This window comes from Sinomicrobium soli, from assembly GCF_003285545.1.
Taxonomy (GTDB): domain Bacteria; phylum Bacteroidota; class Bacteroidia; order Flavobacteriales; family Flavobacteriaceae; genus Sinomicrobium.
The window spans coordinates 17719-38832 of record NZ_QLNV01000005.1 but is presented as its reverse complement, the minus strand read 5'-3'; the positions used below and the strand labels follow the sequence as shown (position 1 = coordinate 38832).

Genomic DNA, 21114 nt, shown 5'->3' with positions numbered 1-21114 from the left:
GAACATGAAGAAAAAAATCGTTTTACTGTTTCTCCTTCCCATGCTCTCCTGGGCGCAACAAAAAGATGTACTCCGCTTTTCGATGGATACGCCCTGGACCGATGCCGTACAGCCGGACAATGTGTGGAATGTTTACCCCAGGCCCCAGATGAAGCGGGACAACTGGCAAAACCTCAACGGTACCTGGCAATACGCCATTACCCCGAAAGAGGCCCCGCAACCGGCGGCCTTCGACGGGGACATCCTGGTCCCTTTCGCCGTGGAGTCGCAGCTGAGCGGGGTTAAAAAGACTGTCGGAGAGGACAACATACTCTGGTATAAAACTACTTTTAAAACCGACAGCCTGGCCCCGAAACAAAGGCTGCACCTGCATTTCGGTGCGGTAGACTGGAAAGCCACGGTATATGTGAACGGCCGGAAAGCAGGAGAACACAAGGGCGGTTTTACCCCTTTTCACTTCGACATTACCTCTTTCCTGGAACAGGGAGAACAGCAGCTGGTGGTAAAAGTGTGGGACCCTACCGATGCCGGTACCCAGGCCCGTGGAAAACAGGTTGCCGACCCTACCGGGATATGGTATACCCCCGTTACCGGGATATGGCAGACCGTATGGCTGGAAAAAACGGCGGGCACCCATATCAGGCAGGTAAAGAACACCCCGGATATCGACCGTTCAGCCCTGCATACCGAGATCGCCTTCAGCTCGCCGGACGGAGAGGGAGAGCTCCTGGTAAAAGCCCTGGACCACGGTGAGGTTATCGCTTCCGAAACCATTGCCCTGCACCGGGGAGACACGATCAGAACAGTATCCCTGGATATCCCCGGCCAGCGGCTCTGGAGCCCTTCCGACCCGCACCTGTACGATCTTGAAATAACCCTTACGGACAAGGGGTCCGGAACCAGGGACCAGGTTATGAGCTACTTCGGTATGCGCAAAATTGCCCTGGGCAAGGACGACAACGGGTATACCCGCATCCTGCTGAACGACAAGCCCGTATTCCAGTTCGGGCTGCTCGACCAGGGCTGGTGGCCCGACGGCCTGTTTACCGCACCTACCGAAGAGGCCATGATGTACGATGTGGAAATGACCCGGAAATGGGGTTTCAACATGCTGCGCAAGCATGTAAAGGTAGAACCGGCCAGTTTTTATTACCAATGCGACAAGATGGGAATGCTCGTATGGCAGGATATGCCCAACGGAAATTACTTTAAAGACCTGAGAATAGAGGCCTGGGAAACCGAAGATGCACATCGGACAGAAGCCTCGGCCCGGCAGTTTGAGGCCGAGCTCAGGGAAATGATGGACGCCTTTCACAATTTTACCTCCATTGTCGTCTGGGTACCGTTTAATGAGGGCTGGGGGCAGTACGATACCGAACGGGTGACCCGGTGGGTGGAAAAATACGATCCCAGCCGACTCATCGATTCCCCCAGCGGATGGGCCGACCGCGGTGTGGGCGACATGATAGACATCCACCTGTATCCCGGCCCCGGCCTGGAATACCCGGAAGCTAACCGCGCTTCTGTGCTGGGTGAATTCGGCGGGATCGGATGGGCCGTTCCGGATCATATGTGGTGGAACAAGCGCAACTGGGGATACCTGACCATGGACAACCAGGATGCTTTTAAAGACCGGTTCAGAACGCTGGTAAACGACCTCGTGAGCCTGAAAAGTTTCGGGCTCTCTGCCGCTGTTTATACCCAGACCACGGATGTAGAGGGCGAGGTAAACGGCATGATGACCTACGACCGGGAAGTGATCAAAATAAGCCCGGAAGAGACCCGGCCGCTTTTTGACCGGCTGTACAACGAAGCTGAAAAACACCATGTCCTGATCGCCGATTCGGAACACGGGCCCACATCGTGGACCGTGCGGTACAAGGCGGGAAAGCGCTGGTATAAACCATCCGGAAAACTGAAACGGGGAACAGAAAAACAGGCTCCGTTCAGCACTTACGACAACTATGCCCTTCCCGAAGGCAGTACCTGGGATAAAAACGAAGACCTTTTCCTGTATAAGGAGTTTGAGGTAGAGGATGTTCCGGAAACCTTTGTACTACGCTATTACCTGGACAAGGCTGATATGGACATCTATATCAATGGCAGGCAGCTTATGCAGCAAGGCTTTAAGGGCGGCCGAAAAAGACATTACAGGAATCAGCTGATAGAAAACGCAGCAGCATACCTGCATACCGGGAAAAATCATATAACGGTCTCCGTAAAAGGCAAGGAAGAAGAACGTTCTTTCGACCTCGGAATATACACCACGTCCGTCTCCGGGAAAAAAGAGGCCGACGGAACAGGCCTGTTGAAATAAACACCAATCAAAACCAGATGAATTATGATTTCGCATTTAAAGTTTAACACATGGATCTCCCTCGTCTTTTCCGGGATAAGCCTCGCTTGTTCCTCATCAGAGGGAGAAGGTATCCCGGAAGACGACGACCCGGGAACACCTCAGGCCATCCTTCTGGACGACAGCAGGAACCTCGGCGTGAATTTTAACGGCTTATACGCCAACCGCACCGTAGAACCCGACCCGGATACAGGAAAGTTTCAGTTCAACTACGCCTGGGCCGAGGATTTTATAGCCATACAGGACAATGAATACCAAGACTAACTTAAAACAATAATTATGACAAAAAACAATTACTGGCAATGCCTGTTTTCACGAAAGTTGTCATTACTGCTGCTCCTGACCGGTTTTTCGGTCATGGCACAGGATACGACCATAACAGGTAATGTAACTTCCGCTGACGACCATATGCCCCTTCCCGGGGTAAACATCCTGGTCAAGGGAACCGCGAACGGTACACAGACGGATATGGACGGGAATTACACCCTAACCGCAGAAAGAGGGGCAATCCTGGTATTCAGTTATATCGGTTTTCAAAAGGAAGAAAGGGTCGTCGGCACATCGACCACCGTAGATGTAGCGATGAAAACCAACCAGGAATCGCTGGACGAAGTAGTCGTGATAGGTTACGGAAGTGTCAGAAAAAGCGACCTTACCGGGGCCGTTTCTTCCATAAAGGCGGAAGACCTGAACCAGGGGGCCAATGTTTCTGCCGAGCAGGCCCTTCAGGGGCGTATTGCCGGTGTTCAGATCTCCCAGAGCAGCAATGAGCCCGGAGGAGGGCTGAGCGTAAACATCAGGGGGGCAGGGTCCATCAATGCCGGTTCGCAGCCTCTTTATGTCATCGACGGCATGATTGTCAATAACGGTGCTGTTGCGGCCACCGGGGGACAGGGTTTTACGGGCAACAGAACTCCCAGGAACCCTCTCAATTCACTGAATCCGAACGACATCGAGTCCATTGAGGTATTAAAAGATGCCTCGAGTACCGCTATCTATGGTTCCAGGGGTTCCAACGGGGTTGTCCTGATCACCACCAAGAAGGGAAAAGCCGGAAAGATGAAGATCAGCTATGATATGTATTACGGCTTCCAGGAGGCTGCAAAGCGGCTCGACCTTTTATCCCCGGCCGAATACCAACAAGTACTCAATGCCATCATCGATGACGGAGGGGGAGACCCCGGGCAGAGGGTCACGGAGATAGAGGGAGAAGGCACGAACTGGATGGACCTGGTGCTCCGCGACGCTCCCACCCAAAGCCATAACCTGTCGTTTTCGGGTTCGAAGGAAGATCTCAATTACTACGCTTCCCTGAGCTACTTTAACCAGGAAGGGTTGGTAAAAGGTTCCGGAATGGACCGGTATAATATCAGGATAAATCTCAACTCCGATTCGAATGAGAAGTATAAATACGGGATCAACATGAACGCCTCCTATATAAAAGACGATTTCGCTTCTACCGGGGTCGGTATCAATAACAATGGAGGAGCACTGTACTCCGCGATCAATTTTGACCCTACCATCCGGCCGTATAACGACGACGGATCGTACAGGGAATCCGGCTTTGTAAATATCGACAATCCCTTGTCCATTCTGAATGGAGCCAATGCCCGGGGAGAAACGTTCAGGTTCTATGGAAACACCTTTTTCGAATACTTCTTCATGCCCTCGTTTTCTGCCAAATTACAACTCGCAGGAGATGTACAGGACGTAAGAAGGGATACTTTTGTTCAACCGTTTACCCTGCAGGGACGCGGTACAGGAGGTTTGGCGACGATACAGACGGGCAGAAAGGACTATGTTTCGGCAGAAGGTACCGTCAACTATAACAAGGATATCGGCGATGATAATATTACCGCAGTACTGGGGGCCACCTACGAATATTTCCAGACCAAGTCTTTTACGGGAAATGGCCGCGGGTATGCCTTGCCCGACCTCGGCACCAATGCCATTGGTTCCGGCGACCCGGAACTAAATAACCTCGGGAGCGGAAGAACCCAGGCCCGTTTTATATCGTACCTGGGAAGGGTGAATTACAGTTTAAACAACAAATACCTGTTTACGGCATCCATAAGGGCCGACGGTTCTTCGAGGTTCGGAATAAACAACAAATTCGGATACTTTCCTTCCGGGGCCTTTGCCTGGAAAATGCACGAAGAAGGTTTTATGGATAATATTTCGTGGATCAGTCAGCTGAAACCCCGTGTCAGCATGGGAAGTACCGGGAATGCCAATATAGGAAATGCCCTGACCTATCAGACTTTCTCTTCGGGTGCCGACCTGCTGTTCGGAGATGATTTCTACAACACCATCTATCCGACCCGGCTGGCAAACCCCGACCTCACCTGGGAACGTGCCGTACAGTACGACATCGGGGTGGATTTCGGCCTTTTTGAAAACAGGCTGAACGGAAGCATCGATTATTTTAACAAGGAAACAAAAGACCTGCTGCTGAATGTTCCCCAGGCATTAAATACCGGTTTTGAATTTCAGACCCAGAACCTCGGAGGCGTAAGGAACAGCGGAGTGGAGCTGACCTTAAACTTTGCTGCCGTCACTACTGAGGATTTTACCTGGGACATTTCCGGAAACCTGGCCACCCTGAAAAATGAAGTTCTCGATATCGGTGATAGCGGAGATATTATCCGGGGCAGCCAGTCCCAGATCCCGGATTTTTCACTGGTGGCCCCGGGAGAGGCGCTGGATTCCTATTACGGTTTTATAGTAGACGGGGTGTGGCAGGTGAATGATGACTTCAGCACGACAGAATCCCAGGTTTCTCCCGGTGATGTGAAGTACAGAGACATAAACGGCGACGGTATCATCGATGCGTCCGACAGGGTCGTTCTGGGAAGCCCTATCCCCGATATTACCTGGGGGCTTACCAATAATTTCAGATTCCGGAATTTTACTCTGGACATCCTGTTACAGGGCGTAGAAGGTGCGGATCGCCTGAACGGAAACCTTATCAACACCTATGCTCCCAATGATTTCCGTCGTAACCGGATTGCAGAGCCCCTGCTCAACAGGTGGACTCCGGATAACCCGACGAACAAATACCCTTCTTTTGTCAACCCGACTGCGCAGGGCGGAGCAAATGCCCTGATTAACAGTCGTACCGTAGAAGATGCTTCCTATATCCGGCTGCAATCGGTACGGCTCGGTTATGAAGTACCCGTGAGCAAGATGGGGTTGTTCAGCCGTTTATCGGTATATGTAACGGGACAGAATTTATTCACCATCACCGATTACAACGGTGTGGACCCTGCGGCAAATGCTACGGGAAGCAACACGATTGCCCTCGATTTTAATGCGTATCCCCTGCCCAGGACGTATCTCATAGGCCTTAATGTAGAATTTTAAAACACAATTATGAAAACAATAAAAAAACTTACTTTCATACTGGGGGTTCTTACACTGTTTTCCTGTGAGGCCGAACTGGACATGCCTCCGGTAGACGAATTCGAGCCCGAAGGTCTCTTTCAATCTAAGGAAGGTCTGGAAGCCGTATTGCTTTCCGGTTATGAATTTGACAAGCTGGCTACCGGGATGGTTAAGAACGAAATTCTGATCAACGAGGTGACCACAGATATATCCTACGTAAGAATAGGTGCGGTGGAACGGGAAATGAAGCCTTTCCTGGACTTTAACTGGGATGCCTCAGACCCCATTCTGGAGAATGCTTTCTGGCTGCGCCGGTACCAGGCCATCAGGGATGCCAATATCGTACTCGAAAAAATCGAGGAGCCGCCGCTCTCCGAAAGTGATGAGCGGTTATTTACCGCAGAGGCCCGGTATCTCAGGGCGGCACAATACGTAAAACTGTTCAGAGACTTCGGCCTGGTGCCCCTGCGAACCACCTCCGACCTGGAAGTACAGCCCCAGGAACTGCCCCTGCCGGGGGAGGAAGAATTTTATTCCTTTATCGAAACCGAACTCCGGGAAGCCGCCGTCGACCTGCCACGCCCTGACACACAGAACCAGCAAGGCAGGGCCACCAAAGGACATGCCTATGCCGTGCTGACAAAATTCCTGATGGGAACAAGGCAATGGGAAAAAGTCATTGAAGCTACAGATTCACTGATAGGGCTTAACTATTATGAACTGAGCCCGGACTATCGATCGATATTTTTTATCGACAATGAAGGGAACAGGGAGATTATCGTAACATATTCCTATAAAAACGAACAGGGTTTCGGGTTACAATACCAGAACGGAGCCTTTCCCCCGGGTTTTAAAAGCACCCCCACCGTTCCCGAATTTGAATGGACTCCTTCGATGGCAAACTGGCCTACCCAGTTTAGCCTGAGGGACGGTTTTACCGACTCCTTTGATCCGGAGGACGACCGCAAGGACGCGGTAATCGAAACCTATGAGAACAGGGCCGGTAATACGGTAAATCTCAGGGGGACCCCCGACAATTCAAGAAGCCTGAAATACTGGGATAACGATCAGACAGGTAATTTTGCTGGTAGTGATTTTCCCTATATCAGGTATGCCGATATACTATTGTGCAGGGCCGAAGCGATCAATGAGATTAACGGGCCAACCCAGGAAGCCCTCGCCCTGGTGAACGAGGTAAGGACCCGTTCTATCGATGATCCCTACTTCATGAGCGAAATTGGCGATAAGAGTGAGTTCAGGGATATCATCCTTCAGGAAAGGGGCTGGGAATTCTATACGGAAGGAAAACGGAGGGAAGACCTCGTAAGGCATGACAAATTTATCGAATACGCGCGTAACAGGGGGCTGAATGCCCGGGAAGACCAGGTCGTTTTCCCTTATCCGCAAAAAGAAGTAAATGCCAACCCGGCCCTTAGATAAGAATATCTGAGGCCGGTTTGTCCTAAGAAAAGCAAATATAACGTTAGTTTGCAAACGACGAAATGGCAGGAAGTCGGGAGTCCGAAGTCGGAAGCTCGAAGTTTGATTCAAACCTGCAACTTGTAACCTGTAACCAGTTATGATTGAAACCTGCAACCAAGAACTAAAAAACTATATAATGAAACCATATTTCTTTTCCCGACAATTTATCCCTTTTACATTCCTGTTCTTACTGTCCCTGTCATGCAAAAGCAGTGATGAACAGGCACCTCCGGTGCCGGAAGAAGAACAGGAACAGCAGGACCCCGCACCTGAAATGACGGGTATTACCGGATTAAAAGACACCTCCCGACTGATAAGGTCGGACGGAAAAATCTTCTGCTATGCCACCGGGGGAGGGATCAGGATGATATGGGCCTCCTCCCTGTCCTCCGGACAGTGGAATACAGGGCCCGATGTTTTCCCGGAACGCCCCGCGTGGTGGGCCGGGTACAGTCCGATAAATATCGCCTGGGCCCCGGATGTGGTATTCGACGAAAAATCGTCAGAATACCGCATGTATTACTGCGTGTCCAAACTGGGAAGTTCCACTTCAGCCATCGGGCTGGCTACCAATAAGACCCTTAACCCCGACAACCCTGAATACGGATGGATAGATCAGGGCATTGTCATCTCCTCGATAGAGGGTGTGGACGGCTTCAATGCACTCGACCCCTGTCCCGTACAACGGCCTGACGGTGCGTGGTTTTTAACATTCGGCTCCCATTTCGGCGGTATAAAACTCATACGGCTGGGCGAAGACGGAAAAATGCACCCGGGGATCACGGAGATCTCGGATCTGGCCAGAAAGGAAAATACCTTCCGGAATGCCATTGAGGCTCCTGCACTGTATCCAGGTACAAAAAACGGAGAGGAAGGCTTCTGGCTCTTTGTCAACTGGGGTACGGGCAACTCCATCGCAAATGGAGAAAACGCCACTTATGAAGTCAAGATGGGCTGGTCTCAGGATATCCGGGGCCCCTATCTGGACAAAGAGGGAAACAGCATGTATGACGGAGGCGGAACGGTTTTCCTGTCTAATCAACAAACCTTTGAGTGGGACGAAAGTACCCGTATCGCCCCGGGGCATGTCGGTCTCATATACGGAGATAAACTCGACGGTACACATCCTGACTGGGTGAGCTATTCCTACTGGTTAAAGAATCCTCCTGCACGTAACGGGATCAGAATGGGAATACAAAGGTTAGGTACGGATGAAGACGGCTGGCCCGAAGCCGGAGCACTTTTTAAATATGATTATTAAACCGAAAATCATGAAAAACACTGTTTCAGTAATCGTCATGTTCCTGTGTATGGCCTATCTGCCGGCACAGGAACTCGGGTCCAACTTTAATCACAACCCGGAGATCATCGATTTCGGATATCTCGAAAAAGCCGGGGTAGACTGGGTGAGGACCACCCCGAGAATTCTGGATTATGCTGATGGAAAACTAAAGGTAAAAAATGATCCGGGGCTTTCAAAAGTTGTCGAAGCGGGCCGGCGCGGTTACCAGGTAGCCTTCGGGTTTCGCTGGGATTTTGCCAGTCACGGGGAAACCATTCCCCGGCCGGGTTCCGCACGGGAAAAGGAACTTTTCGACATGGCGACAAGTATACTGGAAGTCGTAGGGCCCCATGTCGATCTCTTTAAACTGGGCAACGAACCGAACCTGGAAACCCTGGAAAAGGATATGCGCAGGGATGACCACGGAAATATTCCCCTGGTGCGCTTTACCGACCGCCTGTTATACAAGGTGGTACTCCCCTATTTCAGGAAACGCGGAAACCCCTTGCCCGGGATATATATCGGTTCGTTTCCCGCTCTTTTTGAAGAGCGTTTCCAGGAAAACGAGGCCGTAAATGCCCTTCTGGAATACACACACGAAAACGACGATATCACCGGGCTATCACTGCACCTTCACATTGCCGATACCCTGGAAATAGACCAGGCTTTCCGGTATGCCCGGAGTATTGTAAAAAACAAACCGATTATTGTCCCGGAATTTTCATTGCACCGCCTGTACAGGTCGATGCTGTCTGAACCTCTCAATGTCAATGCCAAAGGCAGGGCATTTGCCCGCAAATACGACCGCGACCCCGACTGGAAGCTGTACCAGTGGTTCGGCCATGCCAATACGAATGGCGTAAGCCCCGAAGAATGGGAAGCCCTCTTTGCCACCCGGAGCTGGTATCCGCAGCATTATCTGAATATCTATTTCGACCGCTTTGAAAAATACGGGGTGGTCCTGGCCACCTATCCCCTGTTTCAGCAAAGCTGCCCGGAAAACATGACTGCCGATTCCCCCGCCTGGTTTATCAATCCCATCTTCTGCCAGAAATCCCTTCTGCCCGCAGCCGATGGCTCGGTGTCGGAGAACCCGCTGTGTCATAAGGATTTTATTACCCTGGTCAATACGTACAGGCCCGGAAACTAAGCTCCTTATACGGCCTGCCTTCCCCACCGAAGTGCTTCAAAAAGAAAACCCGGTTCTTGCAACCGGGTTTTGTATATAAAAGACTGTTTTACAGACAATTACTTCTTTTCTGAATAGTTGTCATTAAGGGCTTTCAGCAGTTCGTCCGTAAGGTCCTTTTCTTCAACGCCATAAAGGACACTTCCGGCGTCATTAGATCCCAGGATATAGGTATAACCGTTGTCTTTACCGTAATCTTTTACAAACTCCCGGACCTTCTTGATCAGGGAATCGATCTCTCCCTGGCTTTCCTGTTGCAGCTGCATCTCTTCCTGCTGTACTTCCTGCTGTATCTGCTGCCTTCTCTGCATCAGTTGTTCGTACTTTTCCTGGGCCTTGCCCTGCGACATTTTAGAGGCTTCGCTCTGAAAGGCCTGGGCTTCGGTCTGTAATGCCCTGGAAAGGCTGTCGGTCTTCTTTTCGAAAACCTCGAGCTTCGACTTGAATTTGGCCTCTATATCCTTCTTTTCCTGGTAGTCATTAATGAGCCTGGTGTTGTCTATAAAAGCGATCTTATCCTGCTGGCAGGAAAACAATCCGAACAAAGCCACCGCGGCTATAACAATTTTCTTCATCGGTTTAAAATTTGTTTACACGCAAAAATAGAAAAGTTTTCCAGACAGGCTGTTTTCCTCCATTTTATTTTTGAGGGTGCTTTTCGGTATTTTGGTAAAAGACACTTCAATCACATCATGGAAAGAATGGAGATCACTCGACTACACTCGGGATGACAAGATCGATGTCATTCAGACCAAAGGGAAGAATCTCCACCCAAGAGCAAAGAAACTTCAACAGTATAACGGAGAGCCCGGAGATTCCTCCCCGACTAACTTGTCCCGAGCATCGGGAAAGGTCGGGACAGGCACTACCGTCGGAATGACAAAGCCACTACAAACACAGGAGGACCATTTTAAGACTATAGTTTTTTCTTATAAACAACCCGAATTCAATAATAAAACGCAATCAAAACCCGCTTGTTTACAGCCGTTTTCCGCGTGTTTTGGTTTTTCGGCACATCATTGCGCCCCATGTCGGCTGAAAGCAGCTTAAATCCTCTTATTTCAAGTATTCGCGTGTTTTATCACATAAATCAGGGAAGAGTATTGTCCGCTGGAGGCTGCTTTGCGGTTAGACCGCCATCCGAGGCGAAAAGCCTTCAAAAAATTCATTTTCCCGGTTTTGTATTTTTCAGAAAGAAGGCTTACGTAAAAGGCATCGAATTTCATGGGGATCTGCCGGATGACTTTCATGTCGTGTTGTTGAAAAACGGCTTTTATCGCTTCCGGGGAAAAATGCCATAAATGTCTCGGCACATCATACGCGGCCCAGAAACTTTTGTAGTGTTCCGCATCGTACGACCTGAAATTGGGTACGGCCACAAAAAGGGTGCCTTCCCTTTTAAGCAGTATTTTCAATTCGCTGATCTGCCGGTGCAGATCGGGCACGTGTTCCAGAACATGCCATAGGGTAATGGAGGTATATGCTCCCGACCGGTCTTCCATAAAAACCTCATCCGACTCCTCCCGTAAAGAGATCCCTTTTTCTTTCGCTCTTTTACGGGCAGAGGTATTGGGTTCTATTCCTTCGGCCTGCCATCCGTCTGCTTTAGCCACCAGCAAAAAATCACCGGTGCCCGCACCGATATCGAGTAACCTCCCCTTTTCCGGATTTTCCCTGTTGATATATTTCAGCTTTTGTTTAAGGGCGTATCGCTTTACCATATGATAGCACTTTTCAAAAAGGCTTCTCTTTCCGTCGGTATGGGAAATATAGTTTTCGCTTTTGTAGTATTCCGGCAACCGGTCTTCCGCCGGAGCGGGAACGGTTCTCAACATCTGTAGTTCTTCATCCCGGACCAGGGCAAAAAGTTCTCCGCTTACGGTATAGTCTTTACACATCAGGTAATGTGAAGCTGCTGGCTTATCCATTTACAGGAAATTGGTTTTTTTGGTTTATAGTTCGTAGTTCTTTAGTTGGTAGTTTAACTCTGAATTCTGAACTCATATCGGGTTACTGGTTATAGCCAGGATCAACATATATGCGGATTGACCGGAATGTTTCACGTGGAACGTCTTTTGCAAATCCGCACTTTACCTCCCCATATACACCAGCATTACACTGATATCGCTGGGCGACACACCGCTGATACGCGACGCCTGTGAAAGTGTGGCCGGGCGGATATGCTTCAGCTTTTCCCTTGCCTCAAAAGAAAGGGATTTCAGCTTGTCGTAATCAAAACCGGACGGAATGGCGATGTCTTCCAGCCTGTTCAGTTTATCCGCATTGTTCTTTTCCTTCTCAATATACCCGGAATATTTTACCTGTATCTCGGTTTGTTCCAGCACTTCTTTATCCAGTTGATGGTGCTCCGCATACTGCCTTACCTCCCCTATTTTCATCATGTCGTCCATCGTAATATTCGGTCGTGAAAACACCTTGTACATTTTATCGGACTGTTTCATCAGTGAGGATTTTTTCTCTTCCAATACCGGGTTCATTTCCGAAGGGTCTACACTGGTCTCCCTGAAAAAGTGAATAAAGGCGTCGGCATTATCCTTCTTTTTTTCCATACGGCGCAACCGTTCCCCGGAGGCCAGTCCGACAGCATGAGATCTCGGGGTAAGCCTGAAATCGGCATTATCCTGTCGCAAGAGGGTCCGGTATTCCGCCCTCGACGTAAACATCCGGTACGGCTCTTCGGTGCCCTTGGTGATCAGGTCGTCGATAAGCACCCCAATATACGCTTCACTCCTTTTGAGGATAAAAGGATCTTTCCCGAAAACTTTCAGGTGTGCATTCATCCCGGCAATAAGCCCCTGTGAAGCGGCCTCTTCATATCCTGTAGTTCCGTTGATCTGCCCGGCAAAAAACAGGTTTTCCACCAGCTTTGTCTCCAGGGTATGCCTGAGTTGGGTGGGCGGAAAATAATCGTATTCTATGGCATACCCGGGGCGGAAAAACTTCACGTTTTCAAATCCCGTTACCGAACGCAGGGCCTTGAACTGGACCTCTTCGGGAAGGGATGTCGAAAAACCGTTGACATAAACTTCCACCGTATTCCACCCCTCCGGCTCCACAAACAACTGGTGCCTGTCTTTATCGGCAAAACGATTGATCTTATCCTCTATCGAAGGACAGTATCTCGGGCCTATACTTTTAATCCTGCCGTTGAACATGGGAGAACGGTCGAAACCTTCACGGAGCAGGTCGTGCACTTCCGGGCTGGTATAGGTCATGTGGCAGGACCGTTGTTTTTCAAGAGGGCGTGTGAGGTCTGAATACGAAAACTTTTCGGGGATATCATCTCCGGGCTGTTCCTGCATTACGGAATAATCCAGCGATCTTCCATCCACCCTCGGGGGTGTTCCCGTTTTCATTCTACCGGCATCAAAACCGAGATTGATCAGGTCTTCCGTTATACCCGTAGCGGCCCGCTCCCCGGCCCGGCCTCCGCCGAACTGCTTTTCGCCGATATGGATCAGTCCGTTCAGGAAAGTCCCATTGGTCAGCACCACCGCTTTTGCCTTTATTTCAATGCCGAGAGATGTTTTTACCCCGGTAATTTTCCCGTTCTCCACCAGGAGTCCGGACACCATTTCCTGATAAAAATCCAGATTGGGGGTCTGTTCCAGCATCAGCCTCCACTCTTCTGCAAAGCGCATCCTGTCAGACTGTGCTCTCGGGCTCCACATGGCCGGACCTTTCGACTTGTTGAGCATTTTAAACTGAATGGCGGTCCTGTCGGTCACAATACCGCTATATCCTCCCATGGCATCGATCTCGCGAACGATCTGTCCTTTGGCTATCCCGCCCATGGCGGGGTTACAGGACATCTGCGCGATATTCTGTAAATTCATCGTTATGAGCAACGTCCTGGACCCCATATTGGCCGCCGCCGCCGCTGCTTCCGAACCGGCATGGCCCGCTCCTACCACAATAACATCATACGTGCTGTCAAACATGCCTAAACTTGTTTTCTGTTATATCTGTTTTCTATATTTCCTTAAACGACCCCGTCCTGAATCCTTCTGCCAGCGGCATCATTTTACCCCCTGAACTTTGGTTGTTCCACGTGGAACATTATAAAGGAGGAGGGGTGTTTTAAAGCCGGTGGCTTCGATACATTCCCCGACTCAAAGCGGGAAAACACTCAGCCGCTTTTTTAGTTCAGAATGCAACCCGCAGAATTCCGAGTTGCGCTAAACCGGCACAATAACATTCATGGCCTGTACATAGACAGGCAGGTTTATAATTCAAAACTCCATGACAAAACAACTACTGTTCCACGTGGAACAATTCCATTTTTTCCTCCTCCTTTTTCCGCATTACTTCCTTTTCTGCCACAGATTTATCCTTGTATCCACAGTAGTGCAATATGCCGTGAACCATGACCCTCCTGAGCTCTTCTTCCGTATCCACATCAAAATCCAGGGCGTTCTCCCCGACCCTCTCCACAGAGATATAAACATCCCCGTGAATGGTGTTCCCCTCGGTATAGTCAAAACTGATAATGTCTGTAAGGGTGTCGTGATCGAGGTACTTCCGGTTCAGGGTCAAAAGATAGTCGTCATCACAGAAAATATAACTGATCTCTCCCGTTTCTTTTTCTTCCGACCGGATCACACGGTCTATCCACGCCGCATAAGATGCTTCGTCCTTCAGGGAAAAACCAGACTCATAATGAAAACTAATCATCATTCCTAAAATATTTTTTTACCTTATCTTTATAAATTTGCCGCAAAGGTAATACTTGTCTGTTTAATATCTCCATCCCCTGCAAATATTCCTCTGCCCCGGGCAATGGCTTTACCGTTTCCCTTTCGAAATCTTCCCTGCCCGTTCTGCTTTCCCTGCGGCTTTCGGTTCCCTGTTCCATCGCAGCATCCTTCAGTTTTAAAAGCTCGTGTTTCAGGTTCAGCATCTGCTTCATGGTGGCCTCGTTCATCCCTTCGCGCAACAGGGCATCTTCAATGTGCTCCATGTCTTTTAACAACTGTTGCCCGTCGTTTTCGCCGGGAGTTCCTTCCATATCCCTGAGCTGCTTTTCCAGGGCCTCACGCAATAACTGCTGTTGTTTGTAGATCTCATACAAGGCTTCGGATTCTCCTTCTCCTTCTCCTTCCCCATCACCATCCTGTTCTCCCTCTCTGCCCTCTCCTTTCTGTTCTCCCTCTTCTCCGGGCTTGCCCTCTTTTCCGTTCATCTGCAGCCGCATCTGTTCATTCAATTCTTCCTGCCCCTGGATAATATCCGGCAACTGCATTTCACCGCTTCCGCTGCCACTGCCCATAGACATGTTCTGCTGCAAATTGTCCAGCACTTCACCCAGCAACGCAGCGAGGTTATTGGCTGCCGTAAAACTGTACTGCTGACTGGCCACTGCCCTGTAAACCTCGTTCTCCGCAAGCTGCTCCAACGACGCATCAATATTAAAATGCGCCTCGGTAAGTTCCTTGTTCACCTGCTCCGAAAGTTCCGGACGCCTCAGGGAAAGTGCAAAAAGACTGTCATCTATATGCGTAAACATTTCCTTGAGGTTGTGCTGTTCGTGAATACTTCCGGTAAGATCCGGGGTCTCGCTTTGCAGCTGGTTGACGAACTTCATAAGATCTTCCTGCCCGAAAGAAAAAGTGACCAGGTTTTTCAGTATCTGTCTTAATACCCTCGCATCCTCCATATCGGAAGAGGCCTCTCCTTCCTGCATGGCCGCATTCATTTTTTCCGCCATTTCCTTCATCTGCCCCGCAGCACTGCGCTGCTTTTTCGCGGCATTCTCCCGGTCCGATTTCTCCATATCATCCACGGCACCTTGCTGTTCCTTCCGGATATTTTCCTCCTCCTTATGGTCAGTTCCCAATTCCATCGGTTTCTTCAAACCTTCATTATCCTCTTCCAACTTTCTCAATTCTTCGCTCCACAACCCGAATTCCTTATTCAGTTCTTCCTGCTTTTTCTTCAGTTCCTCCCCCCCGGTGCTATCTTTCGCGAGGTCCTCCTGCCGTCCCGCCATACGCTCCAGCTCCTGCTGCAACCTCGCGGCATTCTGGGTCACGTAATATCTTTTGGTAAGTTCCAGTACCTGCTCCAGGTTGCGCTTCCCGTTCTGCTCCGACCTCGCAAGCTGTTCCAGTCGCCTGGCCATGTCTTCCCGGTCTATCTTATCGGAAACCTTCTTTAATTCTTCCAGCAGCTTCTTGTTCTTTTCCAGTTCCTGATGCTGCCGTTCCAATCGCTCCTGCAACAATTTCTTTTCCAGCGGATCTTCGCTTTCCGGCGCCTGCTCCAGTCTCTCTTCGAGTTCCCGGGTAAAACGCTTCATCATTTCCTCCTGTTCCATCTGCTCCCTGAGATAATTGTCGATCCGCTGCCGGTCGTTAAAGCTCTTTTCTTCCTTTTCCATATTCAATGCCCGGATCTCCCTTCCTTCCTCTTCCCTGTTTTCCATCTCTCCCAGCGTACGCTCCATACTGTTTATAGCCTCCTTCTGCTTTGCCGAAACTTCCCTTTCGATCTCTTCCCTTGTACGCACCCTGTAGGAAAACCGCGAAGATGCCGAAGATTTTCCACCCCGAAGCGCATCATTGTCCCTCACTTCGAAATACACGGTGTAACTGACCCCTTCACTCAACCTGATATCCCCCGGAAAAGCCCGGGCAAAACGGAACACATTCACACCAGGGGTAACCGCTATCTTTTTTTCCTTCACCTTCTTCTCCTCTCCTTCCGGGTAATACTTTATCGTTAGTCCGTAAAATCCGTAGTCATCAGATATCTGCCCTGCAAAACCGGTACCATTCATCGCGGTGGAATCCGGGACCTCTTTTACCACGATCTCCGGATATTCATCCTTTACCACCCGGATATCAAACCCGAGCGACTCGTAATCCGGGAGTTTTTCATTACCCGTGGTAATTTCGTAAGAGGTATTCCCGTACAACCGGTGGGCTGCAGAAAAAATATCCCTATCCCCGATAGACTTTATCTTTCTGAACGGGATCACCGTATTTGCCGAACTCCACTCCGCCACGGCAGTATTTTCGGTATCCAGGGTCCACACCACTTCCGTACCCTCCGGAACGGTCGCATTTCCGGTACCCTTAAGCGTATCCGGAGTACGCCCTACATACGAAGGATAGCGCAACTGCATTTCAAAACCCGTCATTACCGGGGCAGCATCGACCGTTAACAGATAAGGTCGCGAAGCCACTTTTCCCGAAGACAGGTAAAACCCGATATTTTCCCCCGGTTGTTTAAAAACATACTTATAGCGGTCGGCTCCTTCCTTCTGCATAAAATAATGCTGCCCGTTAAAGTGGATCCCGACATCTTCCGGGAGCACATCACCAACCACCTTTACCTGAAGTTCAAAAGGCTTGCTGGCCACACCGTTCAGGGTTTCATTCATTACAAAAAAGCTAAAGGGAGCCGGAGGTTCATAAGCGGTACGGTAATCCACAACCCTTTTATAACTATCTGAAAACCAATTAATATTACCACTAATCCATACGATAAAAATAAGTATGAACGGAATCAAGGCATATTTGACATACTTCAGGTTCTGCTTAAAATCGACCGCGAAATGAAAAGAAAAAGGTTGCAGCCGGGCCGATTTCTGTGCGATCCCCGCCAGGAGCAGTTCCCGGTCCCGCTCGCTGTATTCCGCACTGCTCTCGGAAAGCTGCAGCACATTGACAAGTTTATCCCCCACCTCCGGAAAATATGCCCCTATGATGGCGGATGCTTCCTTATAATCCATCCTCTTTTGTATGCGGAACATTTTCAACAGGGGCATGGCAATAAAGCGGTACAGCAGGCAGACCTCTACCGCGACAAAGAGCCAGAACAGGACGGTACGGCCGGTTTTACCGAGCCACAGCAAATGTTCCACGAACAACGTAAACAGGAAATACAACAGCCCGATGGCTGTAAAGAGGAGTATGCCCTTTATCAGCCTGTTGGCATAATACTTCCGGATAAAGTGCTCCAGCTTTTGTTTTATCCCCTTCAATGCTTCCGTTTCGTATTTTTCCCGGTGGTGTTGCATCGTATTGCTATAAATTCATTTCCAACTTATAAAAGTACAATTTTTTCCACAGTACCGGCCGGGGTTTGCAGCTTGTGGATAAACCCGTAAATTTGCTGTTCAAACCCGGAAAAAATGACAAGAAAAGTTCGTGTGCGTTTTGCACCAAGTCCCACCGGTCCGTTACATATCGGCGGAGTGCGTACGGCGTTGTTCAACTATCTGTTTGCCAGAAAACACGGCGGAGATTTCATATTGCGCATCGAAGATACCGATCAGGGCAGGTATGTGCCCGGTGCGGAAGACTATATCGTGGAATCCCTGAACTGGTGTGGTATCTCTTTTGACGAAGGAATTGGAAAAGACAAGGGATACGGCCCCTACCGCCAGAGTGAACGCAAACATCTTTACCAGAGTTATGCCGGCGAACTGATAGCTAAGGGGCATGCCTATTATGCCTTCGACACTGCCGGCGAACTCGATGCCCTCCGGAAATCGTATGAATCGCAGGGGAAGACCTTTATATACAACTGGCACAACAGGAATGAGCTGAACAATTCGCTGTCACTCTCCGAAGAAGAAGTACGGTCACGGCTGGAAAGCGGAGCCGACCACGTAATCCGCTTCAAGTGCAACGAGGGCGAATCCCTGCTGCTCAGAGACCTGGTCCGCGGCGAAATTACGGTAGATACCGGGATACTCGACGACAAGGTCCTTTTTAAAAGCGACGGAATGCCTACGTATCACCTGGCCAATATCGTAGACGATCACCTGATGGAAATCACCCATGTGATCCGCGGGGAAGAATGGCTCCCGTCACTGGCCCTGCATCATCTGCTCTATCGCGCCTTCGGATGGGACGCCCCCGAATTTGCGCATTTGCCCCTGATCCTAAAACCCACAGGTAAGGGAAAACTGAGCAAAAGGGACGGCGACAAAATGGGGTTCCCGGTCTTTCCCCTGCAATGGACCGATCCGGAAACAGGGGATGTGTCAAGGGGTTATCGCGAAGACGGTTATTTCCCGGAAGCGGTAGTCAATTTCCTCGCCCTCCTCGGATGGAACCCCGGTACGGAACAGGAACTCTTCAGCCGGGAAGAGCTTATCGATGCATTCGACCTGCAAAGGGTCAACAAATCGGGAGCGCGCTTCGACCCTGAAAAAATAAAATGGTTTAATCATCACTACCTGCAGCAAAAAGACAACACCTGGCTTGCCCGGGCTTTTTCGGGACTACTCGACGAAAAGGGGATTACCACTACCCTCCCTCTTGAAAAAGTAGTGGGCCTGGTCAAGGAAAGGGCCACTTTTATAACTGACTTGTGGGAACAGGCTTCCTTCTTTTTTCTGACCCCGGACAGCTATGACGCCAAGGCTTCCAAAAAACAGTGGAAGGAAAATACCGCGTCACTGCTGGGCAGGCTTGCCGAAGAGGTATTGCAACCGGCAGATGATTTTACCTCTGCCCCCACCGAAGCTGCCGTAAAGCAATGGATAGGCGACAACGGTCTCGGCTTCGGGCAGATCATGCCCCCCCTGCGACTGGCCCTGGTAGGCGCCATGAAAGGTCCGCACATCTTTGATATTACCGAACTGCTGGGAAAAGAAGAAACCATCTCACGGATACAAAAAGCCATACAGGCATTGGGATAGCGCATTCATAATTTAACACTCAAAAACCCCATAGGGAAAATTCTATGGGGTTTTTTACGTATATTCACGGATAAAATAGTGGTAGAGTGCCACCCTCATTTAAAATTTATAATTCAAAATTCCACCCCGGTGTTTACATAAAAATTAATCCATTAAAATAAAGCCCTATGAGTATTTTCATTTATCCTTTGATATTTTTCGGGATCATTATTTTTATCTCGTCATTTTTTATTGTCAAACAGCAGACTGCTGTGGTGGTAGAACGGTTCGGACGTTTTCAGAGCATACGCCATTCGGGACTGCAACTGAAAATTCCGCTGGTAGACCGTATAGCGGGAAGACTGAGCCTGAAGATACAGCAACTCGATGTTATTGTCGAGACCAAGACTCTGGACGATGTGTTTGTAAAACTGAAAGTATCGGTACAATACGTCGTTATCCGCGATAAGGTATACGAAGCCTTTTACAAACTCGAATATCCGCACGACCAGATCACCAGTTATGTCTTTGATGTGGTTCGCGCCGAAGTACCGAAAATGAAACTCGATGATGTCTTTGTAAAAAAGGATGATATTGCCATTGCGGTAAAAGGGGAATTACAGGAAGCCATGCTGGAATACGGTTACGATATTATCAAGACCCTGGTTACGGATATCGATCCTGATGCCCAGGTAAAGTCGGCCATGAACCGTATCAACGCTGCCGAGCGCGAAAAGATCGCAGCCCAGTTCGACGGTGATGCCGAACGTATACGGATCGTGGAAAAAGCCAAGGCTGAGGCCGAGAGCAAGCGGCTGCAGGGACAGGGTATAGCCGACCAGCGCAGGGAGATCGCAAGAGGTCTCGAAGAGTCGGTAGAAGTACTGAACAGGGTAGGTATCAATTCACAGGAAGCCTCTGCTCTTATTGTGGTGACCCAGCATTACGACACCCTGCAATCGATAGGAGAAGAAACCAACAGCAACCTTATTCTCCTTCCCAACTCTCCCCAGGCCGGAACCGATATGCTCAACAATATGGTGGCCGCATTTGCCACGAGTAACCAGATCGGTGAAGCCATGAAGAAAACCACCAAAAAGGACGGTAACAAAACCGATAAGCAGGAATAACATTCAAAAAAGGCAAATAAGACGTTTTCCCGAAGTTTTTTACTGAAAGTGAGGGAACATACCAGATAAAAAACGATCTTCACCATACATAACGCTGTGAAGGTCGTTTTTTATTAATTACAATGATGTCATTTTACGATACGATAATTTTTAACTATAATAAAATTTGTAAATTAGACTCGTATTTACAATAGATAATTTTAATCAGATACCGTGCACCCCGATTATTATGTTTCTACCGACAAATCCAGGCTTAACCTGGATCTTATAGAAGATTTTCTGGCCCGAAGGTCGTATTGGGCCAAAGGAAGAAAACGCGATACCATAGAAAAATCAATTGCACATTCCATGTGTTTCGGAGTGTATGCCCACAACGGGCAACAGGTAGGTTTTGCCCGTGTGGTTACGGATTATTCGGTATTTGCGTGGATCATGGATGTATTTATCATTCCCGGGTACAGGAAAAACGGCCTCGGGCGTATGCTGCTCGAAGATATCATCTCACATCCCGAACTTTCCGGAATAGAGAAATGGGGGCTCAAGACACTCGATGCCCACGGCTTATATAAAAAATTCGGATTCCGTACTACGACACAATCCGAACTTATTATGGAGAAAATAGTGATCTGATAATCA

The 21114-nt window shown here is 49.3% G+C and carries 14 protein-coding genes; 9 read left to right on the top strand and 5 right to left on the bottom strand.

The window, feature by feature from the left end; genetic code table 11:
• Positions 1-4: 4 nt before the first annotated feature.
• The 6 genes from DN748_RS07645 (at position 5) to DN748_RS07620 (ending at position 9654) form a co-directional block, all read left to right on the top strand.
• Positions 5-2317: a glycoside hydrolase family 2 protein gene (locus tag DN748_RS07645; RefSeq protein WP_112371419.1), complete on the top strand. Its 2313-nt coding sequence runs from the start codon at positions 5-7 to the stop codon at positions 2315-2317.
• A gap of 24 nt (positions 2318-2341) precedes the next feature.
• Positions 2342-2620 carry a hypothetical protein gene (locus tag DN748_RS07640; RefSeq protein ID WP_112371200.1) on the top strand — a complete coding sequence of 93 codons (279 nt, stop codon included), beginning with the start codon at positions 2342-2344 and terminating at the stop codon, positions 2618-2620.
• 15 nt (positions 2621-2635) lie between these two features.
• Positions 2636-5719, top strand: coding sequence for a SusC/RagA family TonB-linked outer membrane protein (locus DN748_RS07635; RefSeq protein ID WP_112371199.1), 3084 nt, complete (start codon positions 2636-2638; stop codon positions 5717-5719).
• Between the two features lie 9 nt (positions 5720-5728).
• A complete protein-coding gene (locus DN748_RS07630) occupies positions 5729-7180 on the top strand; it encodes a RagB/SusD family nutrient uptake outer membrane protein (protein ID WP_112371198.1) in 1452 nt (483 codons plus the stop codon).
• A 178-nt stretch (positions 7181-7358) separates the two neighbouring features.
• On the top strand, positions 7359-8483 hold the full coding sequence (locus DN748_RS07625) for an arabinan endo-1,5-alpha-L-arabinosidase (protein ID WP_161554500.1): 1125 nt from the start codon (positions 7359-7361) through the stop codon (positions 8481-8483).
• 10 nt (positions 8484-8493) lie between these two features.
• The gene (locus tag DN748_RS07620) at positions 8494-9654 is read left to right on the top strand and encodes a hypothetical protein (protein ID WP_146746571.1); all 1161 of its coding nucleotides are present in this window, start codon (positions 8494-8496) and stop codon (positions 9652-9654) included.
• A 98-nt stretch (positions 9655-9752) separates the two neighbouring features.
• Here the strand turns inward: DN748_RS07620 and DN748_RS07615 are convergent, their stop codons facing one another.
• The 5 genes from DN748_RS07615 to DN748_RS19220 all read right to left on the bottom strand — a co-directional run bounded on the left by DN748_RS07615 (position 9753) and on the right by DN748_RS19220 (position 17737).
• Positions 9753-10268, bottom strand: a complete 516-nt coding sequence (locus tag DN748_RS07615; protein ID WP_112371195.1) for an OmpH/Skp family outer membrane protein — start codon at positions 10266-10268, stop codon at positions 9753-9755.
• 486 nt (positions 10269-10754) lie between these two features.
• Entirely contained in the window at positions 10755-11621 is an 867-nt protein-coding gene (locus tag DN748_RS07605) for a class I SAM-dependent methyltransferase (RefSeq protein WP_112371193.1), read from the bottom strand.
• Between the two features lie 162 nt (positions 11622-11783).
• Entirely contained in the window at positions 11784-13655 is a 1872-nt protein-coding gene (gene mnmG / locus DN748_RS07600) for a tRNA uridine-5-carboxymethylaminomethyl(34) synthesis enzyme MnmG (RefSeq protein WP_112371192.1), read from the bottom strand.
• Positions 13656-13968: 313 nt separating this feature from the next.
• On the bottom strand, positions 13969-14388 hold the full coding sequence (ybeY, locus tag DN748_RS07595; RefSeq protein WP_112371418.1) for an rRNA maturation RNase YbeY: 420 nt from the start codon (positions 14386-14388) through the stop codon (positions 13969-13971).
• Complete coding sequence (locus tag DN748_RS19220) at positions 14381-17737, bottom strand: DUF4175 family protein (RefSeq protein WP_201741442.1); 3357 nt, start codon at positions 17735-17737, stop codon at positions 14381-14383. Before DN748_RS19220 ends, ybeY begins: the two co-directional genes overlap by 8 nt.
• Positions 17738-17851: 114 nt before the next feature.
• Between DN748_RS19220 and gltX the strand changes: the two genes are divergently transcribed.
• The 3 genes from gltX to DN748_RS07575 all read left to right on the top strand — a co-directional run bounded on the left by gltX (position 17852) and on the right by DN748_RS07575 (position 21108).
• Positions 17852-19369 (top strand): glutamate--tRNA ligase, encoded by a 1518-nt coding sequence (gltX, locus tag DN748_RS07585; protein WP_112371191.1) that lies wholly within the window; start codon positions 17852-17854, stop codon positions 19367-19369.
• Positions 19370-19536: 167 nt separating this feature from the next.
• Complete coding sequence (locus DN748_RS07580; protein WP_112371190.1) at positions 19537-20478, top strand: SPFH domain-containing protein; 942 nt, start codon at positions 19537-19539, stop codon at positions 20476-20478.
• A 213-nt stretch (positions 20479-20691) separates the two neighbouring features.
• Complete coding sequence (locus tag DN748_RS07575; protein WP_112371189.1) at positions 20692-21108, top strand: GNAT family N-acetyltransferase; 417 nt, start codon at positions 20692-20694, stop codon at positions 21106-21108.
• Positions 21109-21114: the final 6 nt, after the last annotated feature.